Origin of the sequence: Nocardia sp. NPDC057272 (assembly GCF_042668615.1) — a bacterium.
Taxonomy (GTDB): Bacteria; Actinomycetota; Actinomycetes; order Mycobacteriales; family Mycobacteriaceae; genus Nocardia.
The window spans coordinates 283,227-303,565 of the sequence record NZ_JBHUYK010000003.1; the positions used below are offsets into that span (position 1 = coordinate 283,227).

Annotated in this window: 21 protein-coding genes; 12 read left to right on the forward strand and 9 right to left on the reverse strand. The window is 68.5% G+C overall.

Translation table 11 applies throughout. The features are described 5' to 3' along the window. Window positions 1-2: 2 nt before the first annotated feature. From ACFULV_RS06580 to ACFULV_RS06595, 4 genes are read right to left on the reverse strand one after another with little or no spacing between them, the layout of a single operon-like run. Window positions 3-1,289 (reverse strand): CHAT domain-containing protein, encoded by a 1,287-nt coding sequence (locus ACFULV_RS06580; RefSeq protein ID WP_378653780.1) that lies wholly within the window; start codon window positions 1,287-1,289, stop codon window positions 3-5. Continuing rightward, on the reverse strand, window positions 1,286-2,800 hold the full coding sequence (locus ACFULV_RS06585) for a tetratricopeptide repeat protein (protein WP_378653782.1): 1,515 nt from the start codon (window positions 2,798-2,800) through the stop codon (window positions 1,286-1,288). Before ACFULV_RS06585 ends, ACFULV_RS06580 begins: the two co-directional genes overlap by 4 nt. Continuing rightward, window positions 2,800-3,888, reverse strand: a complete 1,089-nt coding sequence (locus ACFULV_RS06590; protein WP_378653785.1) for a hypothetical protein — start codon at window positions 3,886-3,888, stop codon at window positions 2,800-2,802. The genes ACFULV_RS06585 and ACFULV_RS06590 overlap by 1 nt, the downstream gene beginning before the upstream one ends. Further along, window positions 3,888-5,198 (reverse strand): hypothetical protein, encoded by a 1,311-nt coding sequence (locus ACFULV_RS06595; protein WP_378654017.1) that lies wholly within the window; start codon window positions 5,196-5,198, stop codon window positions 3,888-3,890. The genes ACFULV_RS06590 and ACFULV_RS06595 overlap by 1 nt, the downstream gene beginning before the upstream one ends. Before the next feature lie 158 nt (window positions 5,199-5,356). On the opposite strand from ACFULV_RS06595, the gene ACFULV_RS06600 reads away from it, so the two are divergent. The 3 genes from ACFULV_RS06600 to ACFULV_RS06610 all read left to right on the forward strand — a co-directional run bounded on the left by ACFULV_RS06600 (window position 5,357) and on the right by ACFULV_RS06610 (window position 8,992). Then, window positions 5,357-5,872: a lipoprotein LpqH gene (locus tag ACFULV_RS06600; RefSeq protein WP_378634938.1), complete on the forward strand. Its 516-nt coding sequence runs from the start codon at window positions 5,357-5,359 to the stop codon at window positions 5,870-5,872. Between the two features lie 102 nt (window positions 5,873-5,974). Continuing rightward, on the forward strand, window positions 5,975-6,775 hold the full coding sequence (locus ACFULV_RS06605; protein ID WP_378634940.1) for a hypothetical protein: 801 nt from the start codon (window positions 5,975-5,977) through the stop codon (window positions 6,773-6,775). Window positions 6,776-6,931: 156 nt separating this feature from the next. Beyond that, window positions 6,932-8,992 (forward strand): PhoX family protein, encoded by a 2,061-nt coding sequence (locus ACFULV_RS06610; RefSeq protein ID WP_378634943.1) that lies wholly within the window; start codon window positions 6,932-6,934, stop codon window positions 8,990-8,992. A gap of 67 nt (window positions 8,993-9,059) precedes the next feature. On the opposite strand, the gene ACFULV_RS06615 is transcribed toward ACFULV_RS06610, so the two are convergent. Then, a complete protein-coding gene (locus ACFULV_RS06615; protein ID WP_378653787.1) occupies window positions 9,060-9,794 on the reverse strand; it encodes a glycoside hydrolase family 25 protein in 735 nt (244 codons plus the stop codon). 131 nt (window positions 9,795-9,925) lie between these two features. On the opposite strand from ACFULV_RS06615, the gene ACFULV_RS06620 reads away from it, so the two are divergent. Continuing rightward, window positions 9,926-10,612, forward strand: coding sequence for a pentapeptide repeat-containing protein (locus tag ACFULV_RS06620; protein WP_378634947.1), 687 nt, complete (start codon window positions 9,926-9,928; stop codon window positions 10,610-10,612). Here ACFULV_RS06620 and ACFULV_RS06625 read toward each other — a convergent pair. Next, window positions 10,609-11,949: an amylo-alpha-1,6-glucosidase gene (locus tag ACFULV_RS06625; RefSeq protein ID WP_378634949.1), complete on the reverse strand. Its 1,341-nt coding sequence runs from the start codon at window positions 11,947-11,949 to the stop codon at window positions 10,609-10,611. The genes ACFULV_RS06620 and ACFULV_RS06625 overlap by 4 nt on opposite strands. Before the next feature lie 54 nt (window positions 11,950-12,003). After that, on the reverse strand, window positions 12,004-12,546 hold the full coding sequence (locus tag ACFULV_RS06630; RefSeq protein ID WP_378653790.1) for a DUF6069 family protein: 543 nt from the start codon (window positions 12,544-12,546) through the stop codon (window positions 12,004-12,006). Between the two features lie 85 nt (window positions 12,547-12,631). Between ACFULV_RS06630 and ACFULV_RS06635 the strand changes: the two genes are divergently transcribed. Next, the gene (locus ACFULV_RS06635; RefSeq protein ID WP_378634955.1) at window positions 12,632-13,321 is read left to right on the forward strand and encodes an SDR family oxidoreductase; all 690 of its coding nucleotides are present in this window, start codon (window positions 12,632-12,634) and stop codon (window positions 13,319-13,321) included. A gap of 194 nt (window positions 13,322-13,515) precedes the next feature. Beyond that, the gene (locus ACFULV_RS06640; protein ID WP_378635271.1) at window positions 13,516-14,304 is read left to right on the forward strand and encodes a polysaccharide deacetylase family protein; all 789 of its coding nucleotides are present in this window, start codon (window positions 13,516-13,518) and stop codon (window positions 14,302-14,304) included. Between the two features lie 116 nt (window positions 14,305-14,420). Here the strand turns inward: ACFULV_RS06640 and leuS are convergent, their stop codons facing one another. Then, a complete protein-coding gene (gene leuS / locus ACFULV_RS06645; protein ID WP_378653793.1) occupies window positions 14,421-17,261 on the reverse strand; it encodes a leucine--tRNA ligase in 2,841 nt (946 codons plus the stop codon). 192 nt (window positions 17,262-17,453) lie between these two features. On the opposite strand from leuS, the gene ACFULV_RS06650 reads away from it, so the two are divergent. Together ACFULV_RS06650 and ACFULV_RS06655 are read left to right on the forward strand one after the other, a co-directional pair. Continuing rightward, window positions 17,454-17,861: an SdpI family protein gene (locus ACFULV_RS06650; RefSeq protein ID WP_378634960.1), complete on the forward strand. Its 408-nt coding sequence runs from the start codon at window positions 17,454-17,456 to the stop codon at window positions 17,859-17,861. A gap of 96 nt (window positions 17,862-17,957) precedes the next feature. Beyond that, the gene (locus tag ACFULV_RS06655) at window positions 17,958-18,257 is read left to right on the forward strand and encodes a hypothetical protein (RefSeq protein WP_378653796.1); all 300 of its coding nucleotides are present in this window, start codon (window positions 17,958-17,960) and stop codon (window positions 18,255-18,257) included. Between the two features lie 203 nt (window positions 18,258-18,460). Here the strand turns inward: ACFULV_RS06655 and ACFULV_RS06660 are convergent, their stop codons facing one another. After that, the gene (locus ACFULV_RS06660) at window positions 18,461-18,763 is read right to left on the reverse strand and encodes a hypothetical protein (protein ID WP_378653799.1); all 303 of its coding nucleotides are present in this window, start codon (window positions 18,761-18,763) and stop codon (window positions 18,461-18,463) included. A gap of 66 nt (window positions 18,764-18,829) precedes the next feature. Between ACFULV_RS06660 and ACFULV_RS06665 the strand changes: the two genes are divergently transcribed. The 4 genes from ACFULV_RS06665 (at window position 18,830) to ACFULV_RS06680 (ending at window position 20,300) form a co-directional block, all read left to right on the forward strand. Further along, the gene (locus ACFULV_RS06665; RefSeq protein ID WP_378634965.1) at window positions 18,830-19,090 is read left to right on the forward strand and encodes a hypothetical protein; all 261 of its coding nucleotides are present in this window, start codon (window positions 18,830-18,832) and stop codon (window positions 19,088-19,090) included. A 94-nt stretch (window positions 19,091-19,184) separates the two neighbouring features. Further along, window positions 19,185-19,547 (forward strand): hypothetical protein, encoded by a 363-nt coding sequence (locus tag ACFULV_RS06670; protein ID WP_378653802.1) that lies wholly within the window; start codon window positions 19,185-19,187, stop codon window positions 19,545-19,547. A 20-nt stretch (window positions 19,548-19,567) separates the two neighbouring features. Then, a complete protein-coding gene (locus tag ACFULV_RS06675) occupies window positions 19,568-19,837 on the forward strand; it encodes a hypothetical protein (protein WP_378634967.1) in 270 nt (89 codons plus the stop codon). 112 nt (window positions 19,838-19,949) lie between these two features. Continuing rightward, window positions 19,950-20,300: a hypothetical protein gene (locus ACFULV_RS06680; RefSeq protein WP_378653804.1), complete on the forward strand. Its 351-nt coding sequence runs from the start codon at window positions 19,950-19,952 to the stop codon at window positions 20,298-20,300. The last annotated feature ends 39 nt before the right edge of the window (window positions 20,301-20,339 follow it).

Here is a 20,339-nt window from a genome sequence, read left to right on the forward strand (position 1 = left end):
GTTCAGTCGGTGACGGTGGCGAAGGCGGCCCAGAGCAGGGGCGAGTTCTCGGCCGCCGGAGCGTCGCGCCATGCGGACAACTGTGACCGCTGCCAGGTCAGCAGGGTGGGGACGGGTGTGGAGGAATCGTGAGCGGTGTCCACGGCGCAGATCGCGGCCTGCAGCGGGTGGCCCGTCGTGGGGGTGAGGGTGTGGAAGGCGTGGTCGGTGGGCAGCGGCCAGCGGGTGGCGGTGACGAGCTCGGCGCCCGCCGACAGGGCCGCGGTGGTGAGACCGAGGGCCTCGGTGAAACGCAGGTCGCCGCCGCTTTCACAGGCGATGAGGGCGACGCGGCTCGGCATCGGCCACCGATCGCGTCCGGGTACGGGGGTGGAGTCGAGCGTATGGGTGCCGAGGAGAAGGTCTTTCGCCGAGAGCGGGCGATGGGTGCGGTTCGTCGCCGCGAAGCCCTGGGTGTCGGCGGTGCAGCTCAGATGGAGCTCGGCGTGTTCGCTCCGGCCCGATTCCGGTGCGGGAGCGGTGACATGGCCGATGTAGACGAGTCGGCTCGCGCCCGCCCGCAGCACCTCGGACAACCAGTCGCGGTCGGTGTCGGCGCGCCGGAAGAGTTCGACCGCGTCGTCGACACGGGGAACCACGCGATCTCCGTAGCGGCCGAAGTGTTGTGCCACCAGGGTTTCCGCCGACGGCCTGCCGAGCACCGAGCCGAGTTCGGAGTCCGCGCGAAACCCGGGCACGCGCGGATCGAGCACCGCGACCACGGGTAACTCGCGAGTGTCGTTCCAGCGGTGCGCGATTCGATCCGGCGCGTGCACCACCGAGACCGGTGCGAGCAGGCTGATGTCGGCGATGTCCAGCAGCCGGATCTCCGCATCGGGGGCGAGGATCTCCCACGGCACCTGCGCCAGCCTGGGTGAAGGCTGGATTCGCAGATGCGGCCGAATCCCACGCTGCGACAGTTCGTACAGCTGCACGGCGAGCCCATAGGGCAGCAGGGTGCGTGACAATGCCTGCGCCAGCGCACTTTCCGCCTCGGGATCGACCAGTGCCCCCGTGGTCATGACCCGCCGCAGATCGTCGGGTCGCGCGGGGTCGGGTATCGCGTCGGTCAGCAGTCGCAGTGTCTCGCGCACGTGGTCTCGGGGCAGCACCGCTACGCCACGCGCCAACGCGTCGTCGGCCCATCGCCACGACACGTACACGTCACCCGCGTCGGCCAGCCTGATGAAGGCTGTCGGCACACTGCTGAGTTCGGCAGCCGAAGGCGTTCCCGTTGCCGGCTCGTTCACAGCGCGATCACCCGGCGGTCGCGGACGGGGCGTCCGTAGCGTTGCTCGGCGTGGGAGATGAAGTCCGCCAGGACGATGCGGCCGTGGTCGGTCAGCCGGGGTGGTGGCGCGACGGGGATGCCCGCGGCGGCGGCGACATCGGCGAGCGCGGCGCCGAGTTGCAGGGCCGGTGTGGTGATCTGCTCGGCGGGCTCGGGATCGAACAGCTGGAATTCGAGGGTAGGCGCCGTGACGTCGGTGTACGCGGTGGTATCGAGAGTGGTGCCAGCGCACTGCGTCTCGATCAGATCGCTCACCAGTTGACCGTTTCCGGCGAGGGCGGCGCATCGGAAGGCGACGCGCATGGCGGGTTCGGCGACGGTGCGGTGCCAGTGTTCACGCTGGTTGCCGTTGGGGAGGGTGTGGCGGACGGCATCGATGGCGAGGGCGGCGGGGACCGCCAGGGACACCGCGCGGGCCACCAGGTCCGGATCGGGTTGTGCCGCTTGCTCGATCGAGGCATGGAGGAGTTCGGCGTGCCAGTAGTCGAGCTGGGCGCAGTGCATCCCGAGTCCCTGGGCGGCGTAGGCCGCGAACGAGGTGTCCAGTAGCTGCTCGGCGCCAGCGAGATCGCCTTCCGCACAGGCGACGGTGGCCAGGCGCAGCCGCACGTCCGCCGCGTCCACCACCGCTCCGGTGGAGTCGAACCGATCCAGTGCCCGCTCGTAAAATGCACGCGCCGTGGCGAAGTCATCCCGGCGTTCGGCGAGAAAACCCATCGTCTTCGACCCGATCCCGGACCAGTGGCCCAGTTCACCGGCCTCGAAGAACTCCTGACTGGCCAGCAACGGCTCCTCGGCCTCGTCGAAATGCCCGGCCCGCACCAGCATCGTGGCCAGATTCTGCTGCGACTCCGCGACCGAGGCGGCCTCGCCCGCCGCGGCGAAAGCGGCCACCCCCTGCCGCGCGAAGTCGATAGCCAGTTCCCAGCGGCCGGTCTCGAACGAACAGGCCGCCAGGTTCATCAACGGGTGACCGGCCAGCTCCGGCGCGAAACGCTCCGTCACACCGAGAGATTCGACCGCCAGCTCACCGGCGCGCGCCCACTGCTGGCGATGCAGCGCGACCGCCGTCAGCGACAACAGGCACGCCACCCGCAGCAGCCCCTGATCGGTGCTGTCGGCGAGCAGCGCCCGCGCCTCCTCGAGCACATCCTGCGCGGCATCGAACTCGCCCAGATGCTGGAAGGCCTGCGACAGATTCACCAACGCCGCAGGTCGCTGATGTGCGGCATCGTCGGGCATTTCCGCAAGAGCCGTTCGGAACAGCACTACCGAGCGCCGATGCTCCCCGAGTTCGTCGGCCATACTCGCGGCGTTGATCAGCGCGGCACTGCGTAATCGCGGGGCCGCACCGTCGGCCGCCCGCTCGAAGATTTCCAGTGCCGCGATCACATCGCCACGCTGATAGGCCGCGTACCCCGCGGTGAGCTGGGCGTCGTCGCGATCGGATGTCCTGCCCGTGGCTGCCATCAGAAGTCCTCGTCTGTTTCAGCGGCCGCTGTTTCGGCGCTCAGGCGCTGGTCGCCGGTGTGTTCGGTAAGCCGGGCGCGGGCGAATCGGCGGATCCGGTCCCGGGCGGCCGACTCGTCTTCCGGCGGATCGGCAGGGCCGACGCCGGGCACGAAAACGGTGATCTCCGGTGAGCTTTCCGGTGTACCGAAGATTCGCGCCGAGCCGGTCCAGGCATCGCCCCGCAGGTGCAAGGGCATCTCGACATCGGGTCCCGGTGGGGCGTGCTCAGTGCCGGCGGGCAGCCGCACTCGTACGCGCGCGTGCGGGCGAAGGTGTTCGGGGACGAGTCGCCGGCAATCCGGCGCGGCGACCACGCTGACCCGCACCGTCGACACCCCGCCCGCGCGGGACACCTGCCACGACACGGCGTGCTCGCCCGCGTCGAGAATGCCGGGCGGGCAACGTCGCCAGTCCCAGCCGCCACTGCCGCGCGCCACGATCAGCCCGTCGGACGAGTCGGCGCCGCCGGCCGCCAAGGCGTAGTCCTGCGCGCGACCCCGTGATCCTGTCGACTCGCCCAGCGGCCTTCGCTCGTCGGTGGAGTCGGACAACCCGAAGTCTTCCTGCGTGCCCGGCATCGACGAGCCGGTGCCGGGCTCGTCGTCGCCGTCGACCGCCATTTCGCATTTCGCGGTGAGCAACCCGATTTCCTCGACCAGCAGCCGCGGATCCAGGGCGGGAATGCCGTCGATAGTCGACGCGGGCCACCACCGGCTCGCCCAGTGCGCGTAGGCAAGCCGCCGCAGGGCCGCCGCCGAAGCGCGTCGGGCGGGCGCGGCTGTCAGCTCTCCGGGCCGGTTGTCCGCGAGCGCCGAGGCGACCTCTTCGCCGTACACCGCCCACACCCAATCCTGTGCGGCATCGACGTCGTCGAGTACGGCGGCGGGCACCGACTCGTCGTCGAACAGGCTCCAGCTCAGATGCCCGCCCACGACCTCGAGAACCAGCACATCGAGCCCTGGCGCGGCATCGGTGACCAGTGGCGTCCGCTCCGGAGCGATCACCAGCAAGCCCGGCTCCGCGTGGCGAAGGTGGACGACTGTCATCAGCTGGCCCTCGCTTCCACATCGGCCACGGTGTCGGCGGTCAGCGCCTGTTTCACCCGGGTGCGGTGGTCCAGGATCACCGACCGGGCGACACCGTCGAGCAGATCCCACAGCTCACCGGGATCGAACACCGGCAGCTCGCGCACATCCCGGCCGTGCAAACGCACCCACAACCTGCGCGAATACGGCCGCCACGGCGCGTGTAACTCGGCGGCGACCGCCGCGAGCGGTCCCGTCTGCCCGTCGACCACGTGCACCGCGTACCGGCGCGCCTGCAGCACATACCCTTCCCGCCGCCAGCGACCGTTGACCACCTCGTGCGCACGCGACGAAGGAGCCGGGTCGACCGCCGCCGGGGTACCGAACGGGGAGAGACCCAGCGCCAGTTCGGAACCCGCCGCCGCGGCGACCCGCAGCGATTCGTCGAATAGTCCCCATGGCGAACAACTGCGCGAGATCTCCCGCGTGACCAGCTCCGGAATCTCGGGGAGGTCGGTCCGATCGATGCTGCCCTGCAACACCGTGAAGACCCGCTCGTACACGGTCCGGTCGAAGGGCAGACCGAGACTCGCGGTCGACGCGGACGCGCCGAGCTCGGGTCGCTGTGGGCTCGAGCAGATGGTGAGCCCCAGGTCGTCGGCGCCCGCGTCGGGATGCGCGAGCCACAGGGCGATGCCTCGTCGGGTGCCGGCACCGCTGTCGACGATGTCGTCGAACAGCGGCCCCGCATCGGCCGGATCCCCCGAACGAGCGAGCGTGCAGGCTTCGAGCAGCTCGGTCAGCTCGGCCGCCAGATCCCTTGCGCCGTAGGGGGCGAGCGGGCGGCGTGCCCAGGCGATGTTCAACAGCTCGGCCAGCCCGGGTGCTCGAGCCGGGTCGGTCACATGGCGTTTCAGCGCGGCGGTGGTGCGCCCGCCGGTGCTGTCGTGGACTTCGCGCAGCGTCGCCTCGGCCCTCGCGTGCGCGCGGTCGCCCTCCGGCGCACCGTCTACGGTCGCCAGCTCGAAGCAGCGCTGGAAGTACAGATCCTGGGCGTTCCCCTCGGTGATCCGCAGCCTGCGCCGCACCTGCTTCAGGACGACGAACCACGCCGCACACGCTCGCAGCGCATCGGACTGTGCGTGCAGCAGTGCCGTGAGCAGCGCGATCCCGTCCTCGTCGAGCATGCTCGACGCCAGGCCGGGATGCTGCATCGGCCGCAGTACCAGCGGATCGAGAATCAACTTCACCGTCCGCCGCAACGGTCCACCGTCGGCCCCGCTCAGCGCGTCGACGCCGTCGAGCCCCCGCCACACCTCATCGAGCACCATGGCGCGCGGTCTCCGCATCCGACCAGGTTATAGGTATTTTCGGCGGCCGGTGCGGCGGTTGTCGAGCACGAAAGTTGGGATCGGTAGGCGGGAAAAGATTTCTACCTTTCTCTCAACGGGTTACCAGCCCGGTCACACCGAGAGAAACGGAAACCACCATGAACACCAAGCTGATCGCCGCCCTCGCCGCTTCCGCCGCCGCCACCGCGCTGTTCGTCACCGGTTGCAGCGACGATGCCGGCACCACCTCCCCGAGCACCGCCGGATCGGCCGCTCCGGCCCCGGCCGCGGGCAAGTCCACCGCCACTGTCGACGGCAAGGAATTCACCGCGAAGTTCGACACCACCTGCGCCAAGCAGGCAGGCACCCTCGCGCTGGCGCTCACCGATACGGCCAACGCCACCTACGGCAGCCTCTCGGTCAGCGCGTCGGTCGAAGGCGAGAAGGTCCAGGCGGTCGCCATCGGCGGTAGCCAGGGCGGCGCCAACGGCCTGCCCTACGCCGTCGGCTACGGCAACGGCCAGCCCGGCGGTTCCGCGACCCTGGCCAAGGACGGCAACACCTACCGCATCACCGGCGAGGGCATCAGCGCCGACATGACCAACCCGCTGGCGGGCCCGTCGACGGTGAAGTTCGACATCACCTTCGCCTGCTCCACCATCGTCGGCGCCTGATCAACACAGGCGCGCAGCGCTCCTCAGCCGCGCATGGCCGGAGCGAATGCGGAGGTACGCCTGATCGTTCGCGACCCGGTCGCATCCATCCAAGGAGAAATCATGAAATCCAAGCTGCGTGCGGCCGCGGTCGCCTTCGGAATCCTCGCCATCGGCTACTACCTCTTCTACGGCCTCACCTACACCCCCGACGAATACACCGGCGCGATGCTCGGCTGGGTCGGTCCCCAGATGGCCCTGCCGATCATCGCGCTCACCATCGTCCCGATCGTCTTCGCCTTCACCGGCGACGGCATCCTCGAAGCCTTCACCGGCCGCAACAGCAGCGAGTTCCGCGACGCCGCGGTCGGGATCGGCACCATCACCTCGTTTCGGCAGACCGGCGTCTCGGTGAACGACCAACCGCAGGTCAAGATCGCTTTCCGGGTCGAGGGGTCCGACGGGAAGGTCTTCGACTCGCACGCCAAGATGATCGTGCCGCTCACCGAGCTGGCCCTGCTGCAGCCGGGCGTCGTCCTGCCGGTCCGGTATCTGCCGGGCCGCACCGACAAGGTCGAGGTCGACCGCTCCGGCGACAACGGCGCCGCCCAGCGCGCGATGAACGAATCACTCATCCGCAAGGGCATCACCACCCGCGGCAAGCTCGACATCGCCGAACGCGGGCTGGCCGCCCAGGCCGTGGTTCGCAGCCTGGACGTCCCCGGCCGCATCCGCGGCGGCTACACCGAGATCGCGCTCGGTCTGGTGGTCACCCGCCCGGACGGCACCACGTTCGAGACCCGCGCCGAGAAGTATCTGCCGCCCACCGCGGTCGGACACGTGCAGGTCGGCCGGATCGTGCAGGTGCACTATCTCCCGGGCAACGAGCAGGAAGTGGTGATCTCCCTTCCGGTCAACGCCTGATGACAACGTCCTGCGCACTCGGCGCGCGCTGTGGCTGATCCATCCGCGATCGGTCACAGCGCGCGCCGAGTTTTGGTCGTCCGTTCATCTACGCGTTCCCGATGGCTCGCTTGGGCTGCTTACGGTGCCCGGAGTCCGTTCTACTCAGGAGTCACCGTGAGTCCGAAACCGCTCGCCCTGTTCGTCAAGCATGACGGTCAGTCGGCACGCGCCGCCCTGACCTGTGAATACAAGTGCGGCAACGCCTGCTTTCACGAGCCCCCGAACACCTCGGAGGGTGCCTACTTCGGTGACATCGTCAGCGGCCTCAACCGCCGTGGCCTGATCAAGGGCGGCGCGGCCGCGGTGCTGGCCGTCGGCGCTGCGAGTGCGCTGGCCGCCTGTGGTGACGACTCCGAGGCCGCGAAGACCCCGGCCCCGACTCCGGCCGGAACCCCCGGCACCGGAACGGCGTTCACCGCGGTGGCGCCGAACAAGGAAGACGCGCTGACCATTCCGGAGGGCTACGACCAGCAGGTCGTCATCCGTTGGGGTGACCCCATCTTCGCCGACGCCCCCGCGTTCGACTTCGACAAGCAGACCGCCGCGGCGCAGCTGAAGCAGTTCGGCTACAACAACGACTTCGCCGCGCTGATGCCGATCGAGGGCCAGGCCAACAGCTACCTGCTCGTGGTCAACCACGAGTACACCACCGGCCCGATGATGTTCCGCGGGTACAACAAAGACGCGCCGACCGACGAGCAGATCGCGATCACCAAGGCCGCCCACGGCATGGCCGTGGTCGAGGTCAAGGGCGAAGCGGGCTCCGGCAAGCTCACCCCGGTCTTCGGCAAGTACAACCGCCGCATCACCGCCGACACCGAGTTCCTGCTCACCGGTCCCGCCGCGGGCAGCGCGTTCACCGTCACCGGTGCCGACCCCTCGGGCAAGAAGGTCCTCGGCACCTTCGCCAACTGCGCCGGTGGTGTGACCCCTTGGGGCACAGTGCTTTCCGGTGAGGAGAACTTCAACGGCTACTTCGCCAACGGCGACAAGGCCTCCGACCCGCAGGGGCGCGTCAAGCGCTACGGCTTCCCCAAGGGCGGCACGCCGAACCAGTGGGAGCGCACCGACAAGCGCTTCGACCTGAGCCAGGAACCCAACGAGGCCAACCGTTTCGGCTATGTCGTCGAGGTCAACCCGTGGGATGCCGCCGCCACGCCGATCAAGCACTCCGCGATGGGTCGCCTCAAGCACGAGGGCGCGTCGATCTACGTCACCGACTCCGGTGATGTCGTCTCCTACACCGGCGACGACGAGAAGTTCGACTACATGTACAAGTTCGTGTCCTCGCGCAAGATCCAGTCGGGCACCGGCGCTTCCGCGATGCGGCACAACCTGACCATCCTCGACGCGGGCACCCTCTACGTCGCCAAGCTCACCGGCGACCACGCCGACAAGATCGACGGCAGCGGCGCGGTCCCCTCCGACAAGGGCTTCACCGGCAAGGGCCAGTGGATTCCGCTGCTCGAGACCGGCGACGACGGCAAGGGCAAGTCCCTGGTCGACGGCATGTCCGCCGCCGAGGTGGCGGTGTTCACCCGCCTGGCCGCCGACAAGGTCGGCGCCACCAAGATGGACCGCCCGGAGGACTTCGAGGCCAACCCGTTCACCGGCAAGGTCTACGTGGCGCTGACCAACAACGACAACCGCGCCAAGGACGACAAGCCGGGTGTCGACGAGGCCAACCCGCGCAAGCTGAACAAGAACGGCCAGGTCCTCGAGCTCACCGACAACCACACCGGCACCGACTTCACCTGGTCGCTGCTGCTGGTCTGCGGTGACCCCGCCGCCGCCGACACCTACTTCGCCGGCTTCGACAAGACCAAGGTCAGCCCGATCTCCTGCCCGGACAACCTGGCCTTCGACCCGTACGGCAACCTGTGGATCTCCACCGACGGCAACGCCCTCAAGACCAACGACGGCCTGTTCTCAGTGATCCTCGACGGCCCCAATCGTGGTGAGACCAAGCAGTTCCTGACCGTACCCAAGGGCGCGGAGACCTGCGGCCCGATCGTCACCGAATCCCACGTCATCGTGTCGGTCCAGCACCCCGGCGAGGCCGATGACGCCACCCCCGACAACCCGCAGTCCCACTGGCCCGACGGCGGCACCTCTCAGCCGCGTCCCGCCGTGGCGGTCGTCTGGAAGAAGAACGGCGGACGAATCGGCGTTTAGCCGACCCCCGATCCGCTGACGAAACCGCTACTCGGCTGGGCGAGTGGCGGTTTTGTCATGTCTGTCCTCAGCTGCTGCCGAACATTCCCGACATGTTGGCGAAGCGGGCGAGGTCGCCTTGCGCGCCGCTGTAGACGTTGACGTCGGTGCCGCCGTGGATGCCGGGGACCGTGCCGCGGTCGGTGGTTTGCCAGAAGGTCCAGGTGGGCCAGTTGCCGGGGACCTCGGGCTGGTCGTTGCCGCTGTAGTCGGCGATCCAGAGGGGGTATCGGGTGAAGGCGCTGGTGTCGGCCATCGCGGTCTTCCAGAAGTGGGGATAGGTGTAGATGATGGGCGTGCGGCCGGTGAGGGTTTGCAGCGCGTTGAGGTAGCGGTGGGTCCAGTCGATGAGGGCGGCGGGGGCCAGGCCACCCGCGGTCTCCAGGTCGAGCACCGGGGGCAGGTCGAGGGGCCCGTTCTGGCCGAGGACCGTCGCCGCGTACATCGCGGCCTGCGGTTCGGGCGGCAGTTCGGGGCGTGCGAAATGGTAGGTGCCGCGCGCCACCCCGGCGGTGCGCATGAGAATGCTGTCCTGCACGAAGAACGGATTGATGTAGTGCAGTCCCTCGGTGGCCTTCACCATCGCGAACTGGTGTCCGGCCGCGCGCACCGCGTGCCAGTCGATCATCCGGCCGTCCACATGCTGCCAGGACGACACATCCGGCCCGCTGGGCTCCGCCTGCGCGGTAGCGGGTAGCGCGCAGGCCAGGGCGATGAGCGCAGCACAACCACGAACCGTCGAACTCCAGCGCTTGGTGTCCATGGCCGTCGACCGTAGTGACTTGTTGCCTGTGTGACCAGTGGTGTTGGTGAGTGTCTGTGAATAGTTACGGAAAGCCTGTCGGCCCGTGCCCGTATCTTGGTGCGGACATCGGCTGACAGGAAGTGGTGGGCATGGCGCGCAAGCGTGAGGTGCGGTTCGAACCGGCGGTCGCGAAGCCGGGGGCGCTGCGACCCGCGGTCTCGCCCGGCGACGACCCGATCGACGAACTGACCGTCACCGACGTGGAATATCGCGACGCGGATTTCGCCGAGCGTCACGTCTCCGGCATCAGCGTCGAGGCCTGCGTGTTCGACAGCGTTCGGTTTCCGAGCACCCTGCGGCACAGCACCATCGCCGAGTCCACGCTGCGGGTCTGCGATCTGGCCAACGTTCAGGCCGATGACTCGTCGATGATCGAATCCCTGATCGAGCACGGTCGTCTCACCGGATTGTCGTGGACCGCGGGTGTGCTCCGCGACGTCCTGATCGACTCCACGCGCGCCGACCTGTCCTCCTTCGCCCAATCCCGCCTGCGCACAGTGGTGTTCCGCGACTGCGATCTACGTCAAGCCGACTTCCAGAGCGCCGAGTTCCGCAACGTCCGCTTCGAACGCTGCAATCTCGTCGGAGCCCGCTTCGCCGGCGCCCGCATCCAGCAGAACCTGCGCTTCGAAGACTGCGACCTCACCGGCATCTACGGCATCACCGCCCTGCGCGGCGCCACCATCAACGGCGGCGACCCGGAGGGATTGGCGTCGACTCTCGCGCGCGAACTCGGCATCACCGTCGAATGGCACACCGACATCGCGGAGAGCTAGCCGAGCCAATCGAGAACCGAAGCGGCAGTCCAGGATTGCTGCATGCTCCCCAGCGGAGCGCCGGTGTACGGCTCGTAGTACTCGGCGAAGCTGCCGTCACTGGCCTGGCGCAGACCTTCGGCGCGGAGCATGTAGGAGCGCTCGGCCCAGCCACGGCGGGCGAAGGCCCAGGAGAACAGCCAGCTCATCACCGGCCAGACGGGGCCGCGCCAGTATTCGCGGGAGCGGAAGTCCTTGGAGACCGGCGAGGTGGACGGTGGCAGGGCGTAGCGCAGGTCGGGGTGGCCGCAGAAACGGGGGCCCTCGAAGGTGTTGAGGAGGGCGCGCTCGGCGTGGCGGGGCAGGCCGCCCGAGATCAGCGGGGCGAACATGGCGAGGGTCTCGGTACTGATCCAACGTTGCAGGCGGACGTCGTAGTCCTTTGCGGCGCCGGTCCGTTCGTCGGTGGTGGCGACCACGCCCTTGCGGAAACGTTCGGCCCAGCCGTGCAGTTCGCGGACGTCGGCGTGCGGTTGCTTGTACTCCTCGCCGATATCGGCCAGTACCTCGCAGGCCAGTGCGAAGATCGCCGACACGAACACGTCCTCCACGGCGAAACTCATCACCGAGGTGAGCTGGAAATCGTCGTAGTTCGCGCGGCGCATCTGCTCGACCAGCCACAGGTAGCGGTCGTACTCACGGTCGCTCGGCCGCTGGGTGGGGTCGGAGATGATCGAGGTGTCCGCGCGCCGGTACGGCGGAAGATCCGTCCCCGGAACGACATTGGCGTAGGCGCGGTCCCAGCGCGGCGAGTTGTCCATGCCGGATTCCCAGCCGTGGTACAGCGTGATGCGCCCGGTTTCCTTGGGGTCGCGGGCATGCGCGAGCCAGCGGTGCCAGCGCACCAGATCGGGCCAGCGGCGGTTCAGGAATTCCTCGGCGACCGCGCGGGTGGAGCGGCCGTGCCTGCGGGAATGGTCGAGGATCCGCTGCACGGCGATGGCGTGCACCGGCGGCTGGGTGATGCCGGAGGTGTCGGGGCCGTCCGGGGCGTTGCTCGCCAGCTTGCGACATTCCCACCGCGCGGGCCCGGGAAAGTATCCGTCGACGCCGTTGGCGAACACGATGTGCGGGATCATCCCGTTCTTCCACTGCGCCGACAGCAGCGTGTCGAGCTCGACCACCGCCCGCTCCACGCTCAACGGCGCCAGCCCCACCGCCACGAACGCCGCGTCCCAGCTCCACATGTGCGGGTAGAGACGGGGCGCGGCGCTGGTCATCGTGCCCAGGTCGTTGCCCCGCAGGAGGTAGGCGGCGCGGGCCGCGAGCTGCGTCGAGGTGAAACCTGGGTCGGTCATCTATCTATTCTGCGGTGGAGCAGGGCCTATGGCATCTCGACGGCACTGTGACGATCAGTACCCGGCTTGACGCGGCGTGTTCTGCGCCGCCGATCCGACCGAGCTGAGCATGGTGGTGATGCACAGCCCGACCAGCAGGTTGATCGCCGCGGTCGCGATCTTGGCGTCCAGGTCGGCGACCAGCGTGAACGGCAGAATCACCGCGACGGCCGTCAGGAGCAGGCAGATCCAGGTGAAGAAGGTGAGCGGGCTCGGCATCGCCAGCAACAGCACCATCAACAGTGCCGTGGCCAGCAGCGCGGCGGCCGCGGCGGCGACGGCGTAGGAGGTGGTGGAGACGGTGCCGTACGCGCCCGCGCCCTCGGGCGAGAGGATCGCGATGCCGAGCACCCCGCGGATGAGCATGATCGCGACGACCACCAGCAACGCGGCCACGACGGCCGTGCCGATACCGCCTGCCCACAGCTTGCCCACATTGACCTTGGGCTCCGGTTCGCCCTGGGGATAGTGGGGCTGGCCCTGGCCGTACTGGGGCTGGCCCTGGTGCTGGGGATACTGCGGGTCCGCTGGTCCGTAGTTGTACCGGGGATCGGTCATAGTCCGACGGTACTAGTCGGTGCTGTCATCCGCGCGCGGAAACGGCCAGGGTGTCGAGATCTGCCTGCCCGCTAGCGTGGGATGTATGACGGTGACCAGTACTCCCGCCCAGACCGCTCTCATCACCGGCGCGAGCCGTGGACTCGGTGCCGCGATCGCCCGCGAACTCGCGCCCACCCACGACCTGCTGCTCGGTGCCAGATCCGCCGACGCGCTGAAGCCGATTCTCACCGAGCTGCCCGAGGCGACGGGCTGGCCGGTCGCGCTCACCGACTACGCGGCGGTGGCAGCGGCCGCCGAGCCGATCTCGCGACTCGATGTCCTCGTGCACAACGCGGGTATCGCCGACCTCGGAACGGTCGCCGAGTCCTCGGTCGAGCAGTGGCGCGAAACCCTCGAGGTCAACCTGATCGCGGTTGTCGAGCTGACAAGGGTGTTGCTGCCCGCACTGCGCGCCGCGAACGGGCACGTGGTGCTCATCAATTCGGGCGCGGGATTGCGCGCGCATCCCGGCTGGGGCTCCTACGCGGCCAGCAAGTTCGGGCTGCGCGCCTTCGCCGACGCACTGCGTCAGGAGGAGCCCGCGCTGCGGGTGACCTCGCTGTTCCCCGGTCGCATCGACACCGATATGCAGCGGGCGATCGTCGCCGACGAGGGTCGCGAGTACCGGCCGGAGGAGTTCCTCACCGCCGAGACGGTGGCCGGTGCCGTGCGAACGGCCGTCGACACCCCTCGCGACGGACATCCGACCGAGATCGTGTTGCGGCCGCGCTGACCGCGACGAGGCGATTCGGTATGGTCGCCGATAGCTGCGTCCAGGGGGTCGGCGCTGGAATTCGCACAGAGGTATCCGCTGGTTCAGGCGCGCGATGGATTCGGTGGGTACCGTCCCGCTGATTTGATCGTGCCCTGGCTCGTGGCGAGGTGCACCCGGCTCGAGTAGGGGTTTCGTAAGTGGATAGACGTCGAATGCTGGCGATGTTGGCCGCGGGTACCGCCGTGGCGCTGACCGGCTGCGCGACCGCCGAGGGCGAGACCGTCGAGGCGGGTTCCGGCGGCGAGATCCCCACGCCGCCGCCCGTTCCGACCCCCGTCCAGCCCCTGCTCCCGCCCCCGCCGGGCGGTCCGAAGTCGATCATTCCCCCGAAGCCCATCACCGCGCTGCCGGGCCAGGGGCTCACCATGGCACTGACGGTCGACGACGGCGCCAGCGCCGAAGTCGTCGGCGCGTATGTGAAATGGGCGAAGGACACCGGCGCCCGCTTCACCTTCTTCGTCACCGGCTACTACGACTCCTGGACCATCCACCGCGACGCGCTGCGCCCGCTGGTGGAGTCGGGCCAGATCCAGCTCGGCAACCACACCTGGGACCACGCCGCCCTGACCAAGATCAGCACCACCGAGGTGGCCGACCAGCTCGGCCGCACGAAAACGTTCCTGCGCAACAACTTCGGCGTCGACGGCACCCCGTTCTATCGACCGCCGTTCGGATACCACAACGCCACCGTCGACAAAGTAGCCGCCGACCTCGGCTACACCGTCCCCACCATGTGGTACGGATCCCTGTCCGACTCGGGCCTCATCACCGAGGAATACCTGATCGAGTGCGCGCACAAATACTTCGCCGCCCAGTCGATCGTCATCGGCCACGCCAACTTCCCCCCAGTCACCCACTGCTACGGCCGGCTGGTCGACATCATCCGCGAGCGCAACCTGTCGCTGGTCACGCTGAACGACGTCCTGGAAGTACAAAGCTGATCTCGCAAGAAAATGGGTAACTCACCGGGCACGAGCTGACCCGCCCACCTCACAAAGCTTGCCGCGTACCCAACTCTCCCCGTACCCGGGTCTGGCCAAAAGACCCGGGGAGGCGGCTACGGCACGATGTTGACCATCTTCCCCGGCACCACGATGATCTTGCGGGGCGCCTGACCGTCGAGCAGGGCGATGACCTTCTCGTCGGCCAGGGCGGCGGCCTCGATCGACGCCGGGTCGGCGTCGGCGGGGACCTGGATTCGGCTGCGGACCTTGCCCTTCACCTGGATCGGGTATTCCACCGAGTCCGCCACCAGCAGTGCGGGATCGGCGGCGGGGAAGGGGCCGTGAGCCAGGGAGGTGGTGTGGCCCAGGCGTTCCCACAGTTCCTCGGCGATGTGGGGAGCCAGCGGAGCGAGCATCAGCACCAGCGGTTCCACGGCGGCGCGGGGGGCGCCGGTGGGGTAGTTCTTGGTGAGGTGGTTGGTCAGCTCGATCAGCTTGGCGCCCGCGGTGTTGTCGCGCAGCGCGGCCAAATCCTCGTCGACGCCGGCGATGGTGCGGTGCACCAGGCGCAGGGTCTCGTCCGACGGGGCGGTGTCGGTGGCCTTCACCGTGCCGGTTTCCTCGTCGACCACCAGGCGCCAGACGCGCTGCAGGAAGCGGTGCGCGCCGACGACGTCCTTGGTCGCCCACGGACGCGAGGTGTCCAGCGGACCCATCGACATCTCGTAGAAGCGGAAGGTGTCGGCGCCGTAGAGGTCGCACATCTCGTCGGGCGAGATGGCGTTCTTCAGCGACTTGCCGATCTTGCCGTACTCCTGGGAGACCTCGATCTCGACGCCGTCGGCGCCGGTCCAGAAGAACTTCGCGTCACGTTCGACGACCTCGGCGGCGGGCACGTACGCGCCACGCTCGTCGGTGTACGCGTAACCCTGCACGTAACCCTGGTTGTACAGGCGGCGGTAGGGCTCGCTGCCCGATACATCGCCCAGGTCGAAGAGCACTTTCTGCCAGAACCGCGCGTACAGCAGGTGCAGCACCGCGTGCTCCACACCGCCGACGTACAGGTCGACACCGCCCGGGTCGTTCGGGCCGTGCTCGGCCGTGCGCGGGCCCAGCCAGTACTTCTCGTTCTCCTCGGCGCAGAACGTCTCGGCGTTGGTCGGGTCGGCGTAGCGCAGCTGGTACCACGACGATCCGGCCCAGTTGGGCATGACGTTGGTGTCGCGGCGGTACTGCTTGGGCCCGTCGCCCAGATCCAGCTCCACGTTCACCCAGTCGGTGGCCTTGGCCAGCGGCGGGGACGGCTCGGAGCCGGCGTCGTCGGCGTCGAAGGTGACCGGCGCGAAGTCTTCCATCTCCGGAAGTTCCACGGGCAGCATGGATTCCGGCAGCGCGTGGGCCACGCCGTCGGCGTCGTAGACGATCGGGAACGGCTCGCCCCAGTACCGCTGACGCGCGAACAGCCAGTCGCGCAGCTTGTACTGGACGGTGCCGGTGCCGTGACCCTCGGCTTCGAGGTGACCGATCATCGTCGCCTTGGCCTCGTCGACCGAAAGCCCGTTCAGGAAGCCGGAATTCACCAGCTTGCCCTCGCCCGAGTGGACCGCTTCGGCCACGTTCCCGCCGTCGATCACCTCGATGATCGGCAGGTTCAGCGCGGTCGCGAAATCCCAGTCGCGGCTGTCGTGGCCGGGCACCGCCATGATGGCGCCGGTGCCGTAGCCGCTCAGCACGTAGTCGGCGATGAAGATCGGCACCTGCGAGCCGTCGGCCGGGTTGGTGGCGTAGGAGCCGAGGAAGACGCCGGTCTTCTCCTTGTTCTCCTGACGTTCCAGATCCGACTTCGCCGCGATCGACTTGCGGTATGCGGCAACAGCTTCCGTGGGGGTGGCGCTGTCGTTGGTCCAGCGGGCGTCGGTGCCGCCGGGCCAAGCCGCGGCGGTCAGCTTGTCGACCAGCTCGTGCTCGGGGGCCAGCACCACATACGTCGCGCCGAACAGGGTGTCGGGACGGGTGGTGAACACCTCGATGGTCTCGCCGTCCGCGTCGAACCGCACCTGGGCACCACGCGAGCGCCCGATCCAGTTGCGCTGCATGGACTTCACATTGTCGGGCCAGTCCAGGGTGTCCAGGTCGTCGACCAGGCGGTCGGAGTAGGCGGTGATGCGCATCATCCACTGCCACATGCGCTTACGGAACACGGGGAAGTTCCCACGCTCGCTGCGCCCGTCGGTGGTGACCTCTTCGTTCGACAGCACGGTGCCGAGTCCCGGGCACCAGTTGACGATCGAATCCGATTGGTACACCAGGCGATACGAGTCGATCAGCGCACCGCGCTCAGCGGCCGGCATGGTGTTCCAGTCGCCTTCGGGAACCGGACGCGCGCCGGTGGCGAACTGCTCTTCCAGCTCCGCGATCGGCCGGGCCCGACCGGCTTCCTGGTCGTACCAGGCGTTGTAGATGCGCAGGAAGATCCACTGCGTCCACCGGTAGTACTCGGGGTCGGTGGTGGCGAACGAACGCCGCGGGTCGTGGCCGAGGCCCAGCCGGTCCAGCTGACGCTGCATGGTCGCGATGTTGGCTTCGGTGGTCACCCGCGGGTGCGCGCCGGTCTGCACCGCGTACTGCTCGGCGGGCAGGCCGAAGGCGTCGTAGCCGAGCGCGTGCAGCACGTTGCGCCCACGCATGCGGTGGTAGCGGCCGAAGACGTCGGTGGCGATATAGCCCAGCGGGTGGCCGACGTGCAGGCCCGCGCCCGAGGGGAACGGGAACATGTCCTGGATGAACAGCTTGTCGGGCGGCGTCTCTCCGGCGAGCGGCCCGACCGGGTTGGGCGCGTTGAAGGTGCCGCGCTCGGTCCAGTTCTGCTGCCAGCGGCGTTCGATCCGCCCAGCCAGCTCGGCGTTGTACCGGTGCTGAGGTACGTCAGTCTCGGTTGCACGAGTGTCCTGCACGGTCCTGCCTTCTTGTTCTCGCCGATCCCCGGTAAACATCGTCTAACAGCGTAGAACGTGGACGCGAGGCGATTTCCCAAGGGCCGAGAACATGCCGCGCGGCCACGACGGCACGCACGGGCGGTGTGTGGCCGGTCACGCTCGGCGGGGAGCCCTGATTTCGGGCCTTTACGGGTGCGCTAGCCTGCATGAATGGTCGTCGTCGCTCTCCTGTTGTTCGCGCTGGCCGCGGTCGCGATTGTGACCGGCGTGCTCGGACTGCTCGGCAAACTGCCCCGCAACCGCTTCCTCGGTGTCACCACGGAAGCCGCGCTGCACAGTGACGACAATTTCCGCCTCGCCAACCGCATCGCCGCCCCCACCTCCGTCGGCGCGGGCGCCCTGCTGTTCGCCGGCGGACTGGTCGTGCTGGTCGCCGGTGGCCTCGCGAGCGTCGGCGTAGCCGCCCTCGTCGCCGTCATCGCCGTCTTCACCCTCGGCGCAGGCGCCAACGCCGCCGCCCGCACAGTAGAACCCCTCCTCCCGCCCGCCCCCGTCGGCGGCTGCGGCTCCTCCTGCGGCGGCTGCTCGCTCCGCGACACCTGCGCCCCCGCCAACTAACCCTCTAGCGGCAGGGTCCTGCGTTCCGGTACAACGGGAGCAGGACCTTGATCGGGGGGAATTGTGAAGGTTGTCGGGGCTGGGTTTGTTCTTGCGTTGATCGGGGCGATCACTACCGGCTATTCGGTGATGGCGGGGGTCGTGCTGATCGTCATCGGGGCGGTCGCTGTCGTGGTCGGGGGCGTTCTCGCCTTTCGCGATCCCGGGGGTTCGCGGAAGTCGAAGCGGTGGTGGTGGGCCGCGGGCTCGTCCGCGGGCGGGGTCAGCTGGTTCGGTGACGGTGGCGGGCAGTCACACGGCGGCGGTGGCGGAAACAGCGGCAGCGGTGGGCACGGTGGCGGCGGCTGTAGTGGTGGCTGCGGCGGTGGCGGCTGTGGGGGTGGCGGCGGCGAGTGATCGCTGAGCGCATCCTCGGCAGTGGTTGAGCCACAAGGGGATTGCAAGAACGCGCGGTTACGGTCGGCCTCGACATACCGGTCCAGGTAGGAGGGGTCCATGAGCATCAGCAATGTCGTCACCACTGTTCTCGCGATTCTTGTCGGAGTGTTCGGCGTGGTGGGAATCGTGACCGTGCCTGTCATGGCGATCCTGGCGATTGTTCAGCAGGTGTCGGATCCGGCGGGGCGACCGGAAAGGCGCGCACGGATCGCCGCGAATCGGCGGGCGCGGGAGCTGGCGCGGGCTCGGAATCGTCGACGGGCAGACAGCTCGGGGTCGAGCAGCTGGAGTTCGGCGAGCACCGGCTGGTCCAGCGGCGGAAGCAGTAGTAGCGACAGCAGCAGTTGGTCGTCCAGCTGCGACTCCGGGTCGAGCAGCAGTTGTGGCGGCGGTAGCAGTAGCAGTTGTGGCGGCGGTAGCAGTAGCGGTTGTGGAGGCGGCAGCAGCTGTTGAGCTGTAGCCATCGGGCAGATCATTCAGGCAATTCGGTGTCGACGTAATGCGGCGATGCTCATCTCGGGGGAGGAACCATGGTCTTTGTCGTGGCGTTCATCGTCGCTGTCGTCGGGCTGTTGCTCGGCGGCGGAATCGGAGCAATGCTGCTGGCGACCACGATCGTGCTGGTGCTGTTCGGGCTCGTCATGCTCGGTGCCACACCGGAAGCCAGAAACGAACGGGACGCGGCCGCGGTTCGCCGGGCGCGTCGGCGTGCGTCGTCGGGGCAGGCGCGGCAGGCGAAGAGCCGGCGAGGGTCGGCGTCGTCGAGGGGTGCTGGCGACGGGGGCTGCTGACGGGGCGGTTCTCACCGCTAGTCGGCCGCAAGGGGATTGCAAGTGCGCGCGGTTACGGTCGGTCTCGACACACCGGTCCAGGTAGGGGGTCCCCATGAACTTCATCGATGTGATCGCCACACTGCTCGCGATCGTCGTAGTCGCGGTATTTCTCGTTGTGCTCATCGGAGGTCCGGTGATGATCATCGGGATGATCATTCGGGCGACCGATACCCCGGCCGGCAGGACCAGGCGCGCGCAGCGGGCCGCGAACTTACAGCGGGCGCGCACGCACCAGCGGGCAAGGCGCTCGGGCTCGAGTGGCTGGAGCTCCACTGACAGCAGCTGGTCCAGCGGCAGCGCCTGGTCGGCGAGCAACGACTCCGGATCCAGCAGCGGCAGCAGTTGCGGCGGCGGTAGCAGCAGCTGCGGTGGGGGAAGTAGCAGTAGTTGCGGCGGCGGCAGCAGTAGCTGCTGACATCTGAACGGACAATCTTCATGATCTACGGTGCGGGAATTCTGGTAGCTCTGGTCGGGCTGATCGCCACCAGCCATTCGCTGTTGATCGGCCTCGGCCTGCTCGGCTTCGCGGTGACACTGCTGACGATCGGTGGTGTGCTGAGTTTCCGGAATTCGCGCCGCCTGCGGTCGAAATACCAGCGTCTGCGGATCGACACCGGCGGCAAGGCCGGTCGACGCGGGATCGACGACGCGGACTCGCTGAACGAAACCTACGGCGGCGGTTTCGGTGGCGGCGGCGGGGACTGAGGACTGGTCGCCGCGTCGGGCCGGCTGAAAGCGAATTGCAAGGACCAGCGATTACGGTCGGTCCAGACGTACCCGATCGCACCACGCGTTCGACATTCGCAGGAGGTTTCCGATGGCCGCTACGCGTTCTGACCTGCGGGGGAGCAGGGAATACATGGCCGGGGCGCTGGTGCTGCTGGTCGTCGGGCTGATCTCCGCCGCATACGGATGGATGTTCACGGCGGAGATCCTGTTCGGCTCGCTGGTGTTCTTCATCATGGGCGTCACCCGGATCGTGCTGCGGCCGAAGCGGGGTGCGGGCGGTGCTGCGCGCAGGTCGGGATGGCTTGCCGCGGGGAGCGCCGGTGCCGGGTTCGCCGGGACCGGTGACGGTGGCAGCGGTGACGGTGGCAGCGGGGGGAGCTGCGGTGGCGGGAGTGGCTGCGGCGGCGGGGGCGGTTGCGGCGGCGGGGGCGGGTGCTGAACCACGGATGACCGGGACCTGGTGGAGGGGGCCGGGTCC

Coding starts and splice junctions, on each gene's coding strand:
- ACFULV_RS06585 (WP_378653782.1), bottom strand. CDS start 2,800: ATGGCAGCCACGGGCAGGACATCCGATCGCGACGACGCCCAGCTCACC.
- ACFULV_RS06590 (WP_378653785.1), bottom strand. CDS start 3,888: ATGACAGTCGTCCACCTTCGCCACGCGGAGCCGGGCTTGCTGGTGATC.
- ACFULV_RS06595 (WP_378654017.1), bottom strand. CDS start 5,198: ATGGTGCTCGATGAGGTGTGGCGGGGGCTCGACGGCGTCGACGCGCTG.
- ACFULV_RS06600 (WP_378634938.1), top strand. CDS start 5,357: ATGAACACCAAGCTGATCGCCGCCCTCGCCGCTTCCGCCGCCGCCACC.
- ACFULV_RS06605 (WP_378634940.1), top strand. CDS start 5,975: ATGAAATCCAAGCTGCGTGCGGCCGCGGTCGCCTTCGGAATCCTCGCC.
- ACFULV_RS06615 (WP_378653787.1), bottom strand. CDS start 9,794: ATGGACACCAAGCGCTGGAGTTCGACGGTTCGTGGTTGTGCTGCGCTC.
- ACFULV_RS06620 (WP_378634947.1), top strand. CDS start 9,926: ATGGCGCGCAAGCGTGAGGTGCGGTTCGAACCGGCGGTCGCGAAGCCG.
- ACFULV_RS06625 (WP_378634949.1), bottom strand. CDS start 11,949: ATGACCGACCCAGGTTTCACCTCGACGCAGCTCGCGGCCCGCGCCGCC.
- ACFULV_RS06630 (WP_378653790.1), bottom strand. CDS start 12,546: ATGACCGATCCCCGGTACAACTACGGACCAGCGGACCCGCAGTATCCC.
- ACFULV_RS06635 (WP_378634955.1), top strand. CDS start 12,632: ATGACGGTGACCAGTACTCCCGCCCAGACCGCTCTCATCACCGGCGCG.
- ACFULV_RS06640 (WP_378635271.1), top strand. CDS start 13,516: ATGCTGGCGATGTTGGCCGCGGGTACCGCCGTGGCGCTGACCGGCTGC.
- ACFULV_RS06650 (WP_378634960.1), top strand. CDS start 17,454: ATGGTCGTCGTCGCTCTCCTGTTGTTCGCGCTGGCCGCGGTCGCGATT.
- ACFULV_RS06660 (WP_378653799.1), bottom strand. CDS start 18,763: ATGGCTACAGCTCAACAGCTGCTGCCGCCTCCACAACCGCTACTGCTA.
- ACFULV_RS06665 (WP_378634965.1), top strand. CDS start 18,830: ATGGTCTTTGTCGTGGCGTTCATCGTCGCTGTCGTCGGGCTGTTGCTC.
- ACFULV_RS06670 (WP_378653802.1), top strand. CDS start 19,185: ATGAACTTCATCGATGTGATCGCCACACTGCTCGCGATCGTCGTAGTC.
- ACFULV_RS06675 (WP_378634967.1), top strand. CDS start 19,568: ATGATCTACGGTGCGGGAATTCTGGTAGCTCTGGTCGGGCTGATCGCC.
- ACFULV_RS06680 (WP_378653804.1), top strand. CDS start 19,950: ATGGCCGCTACGCGTTCTGACCTGCGGGGGAGCAGGGAATACATGGCC.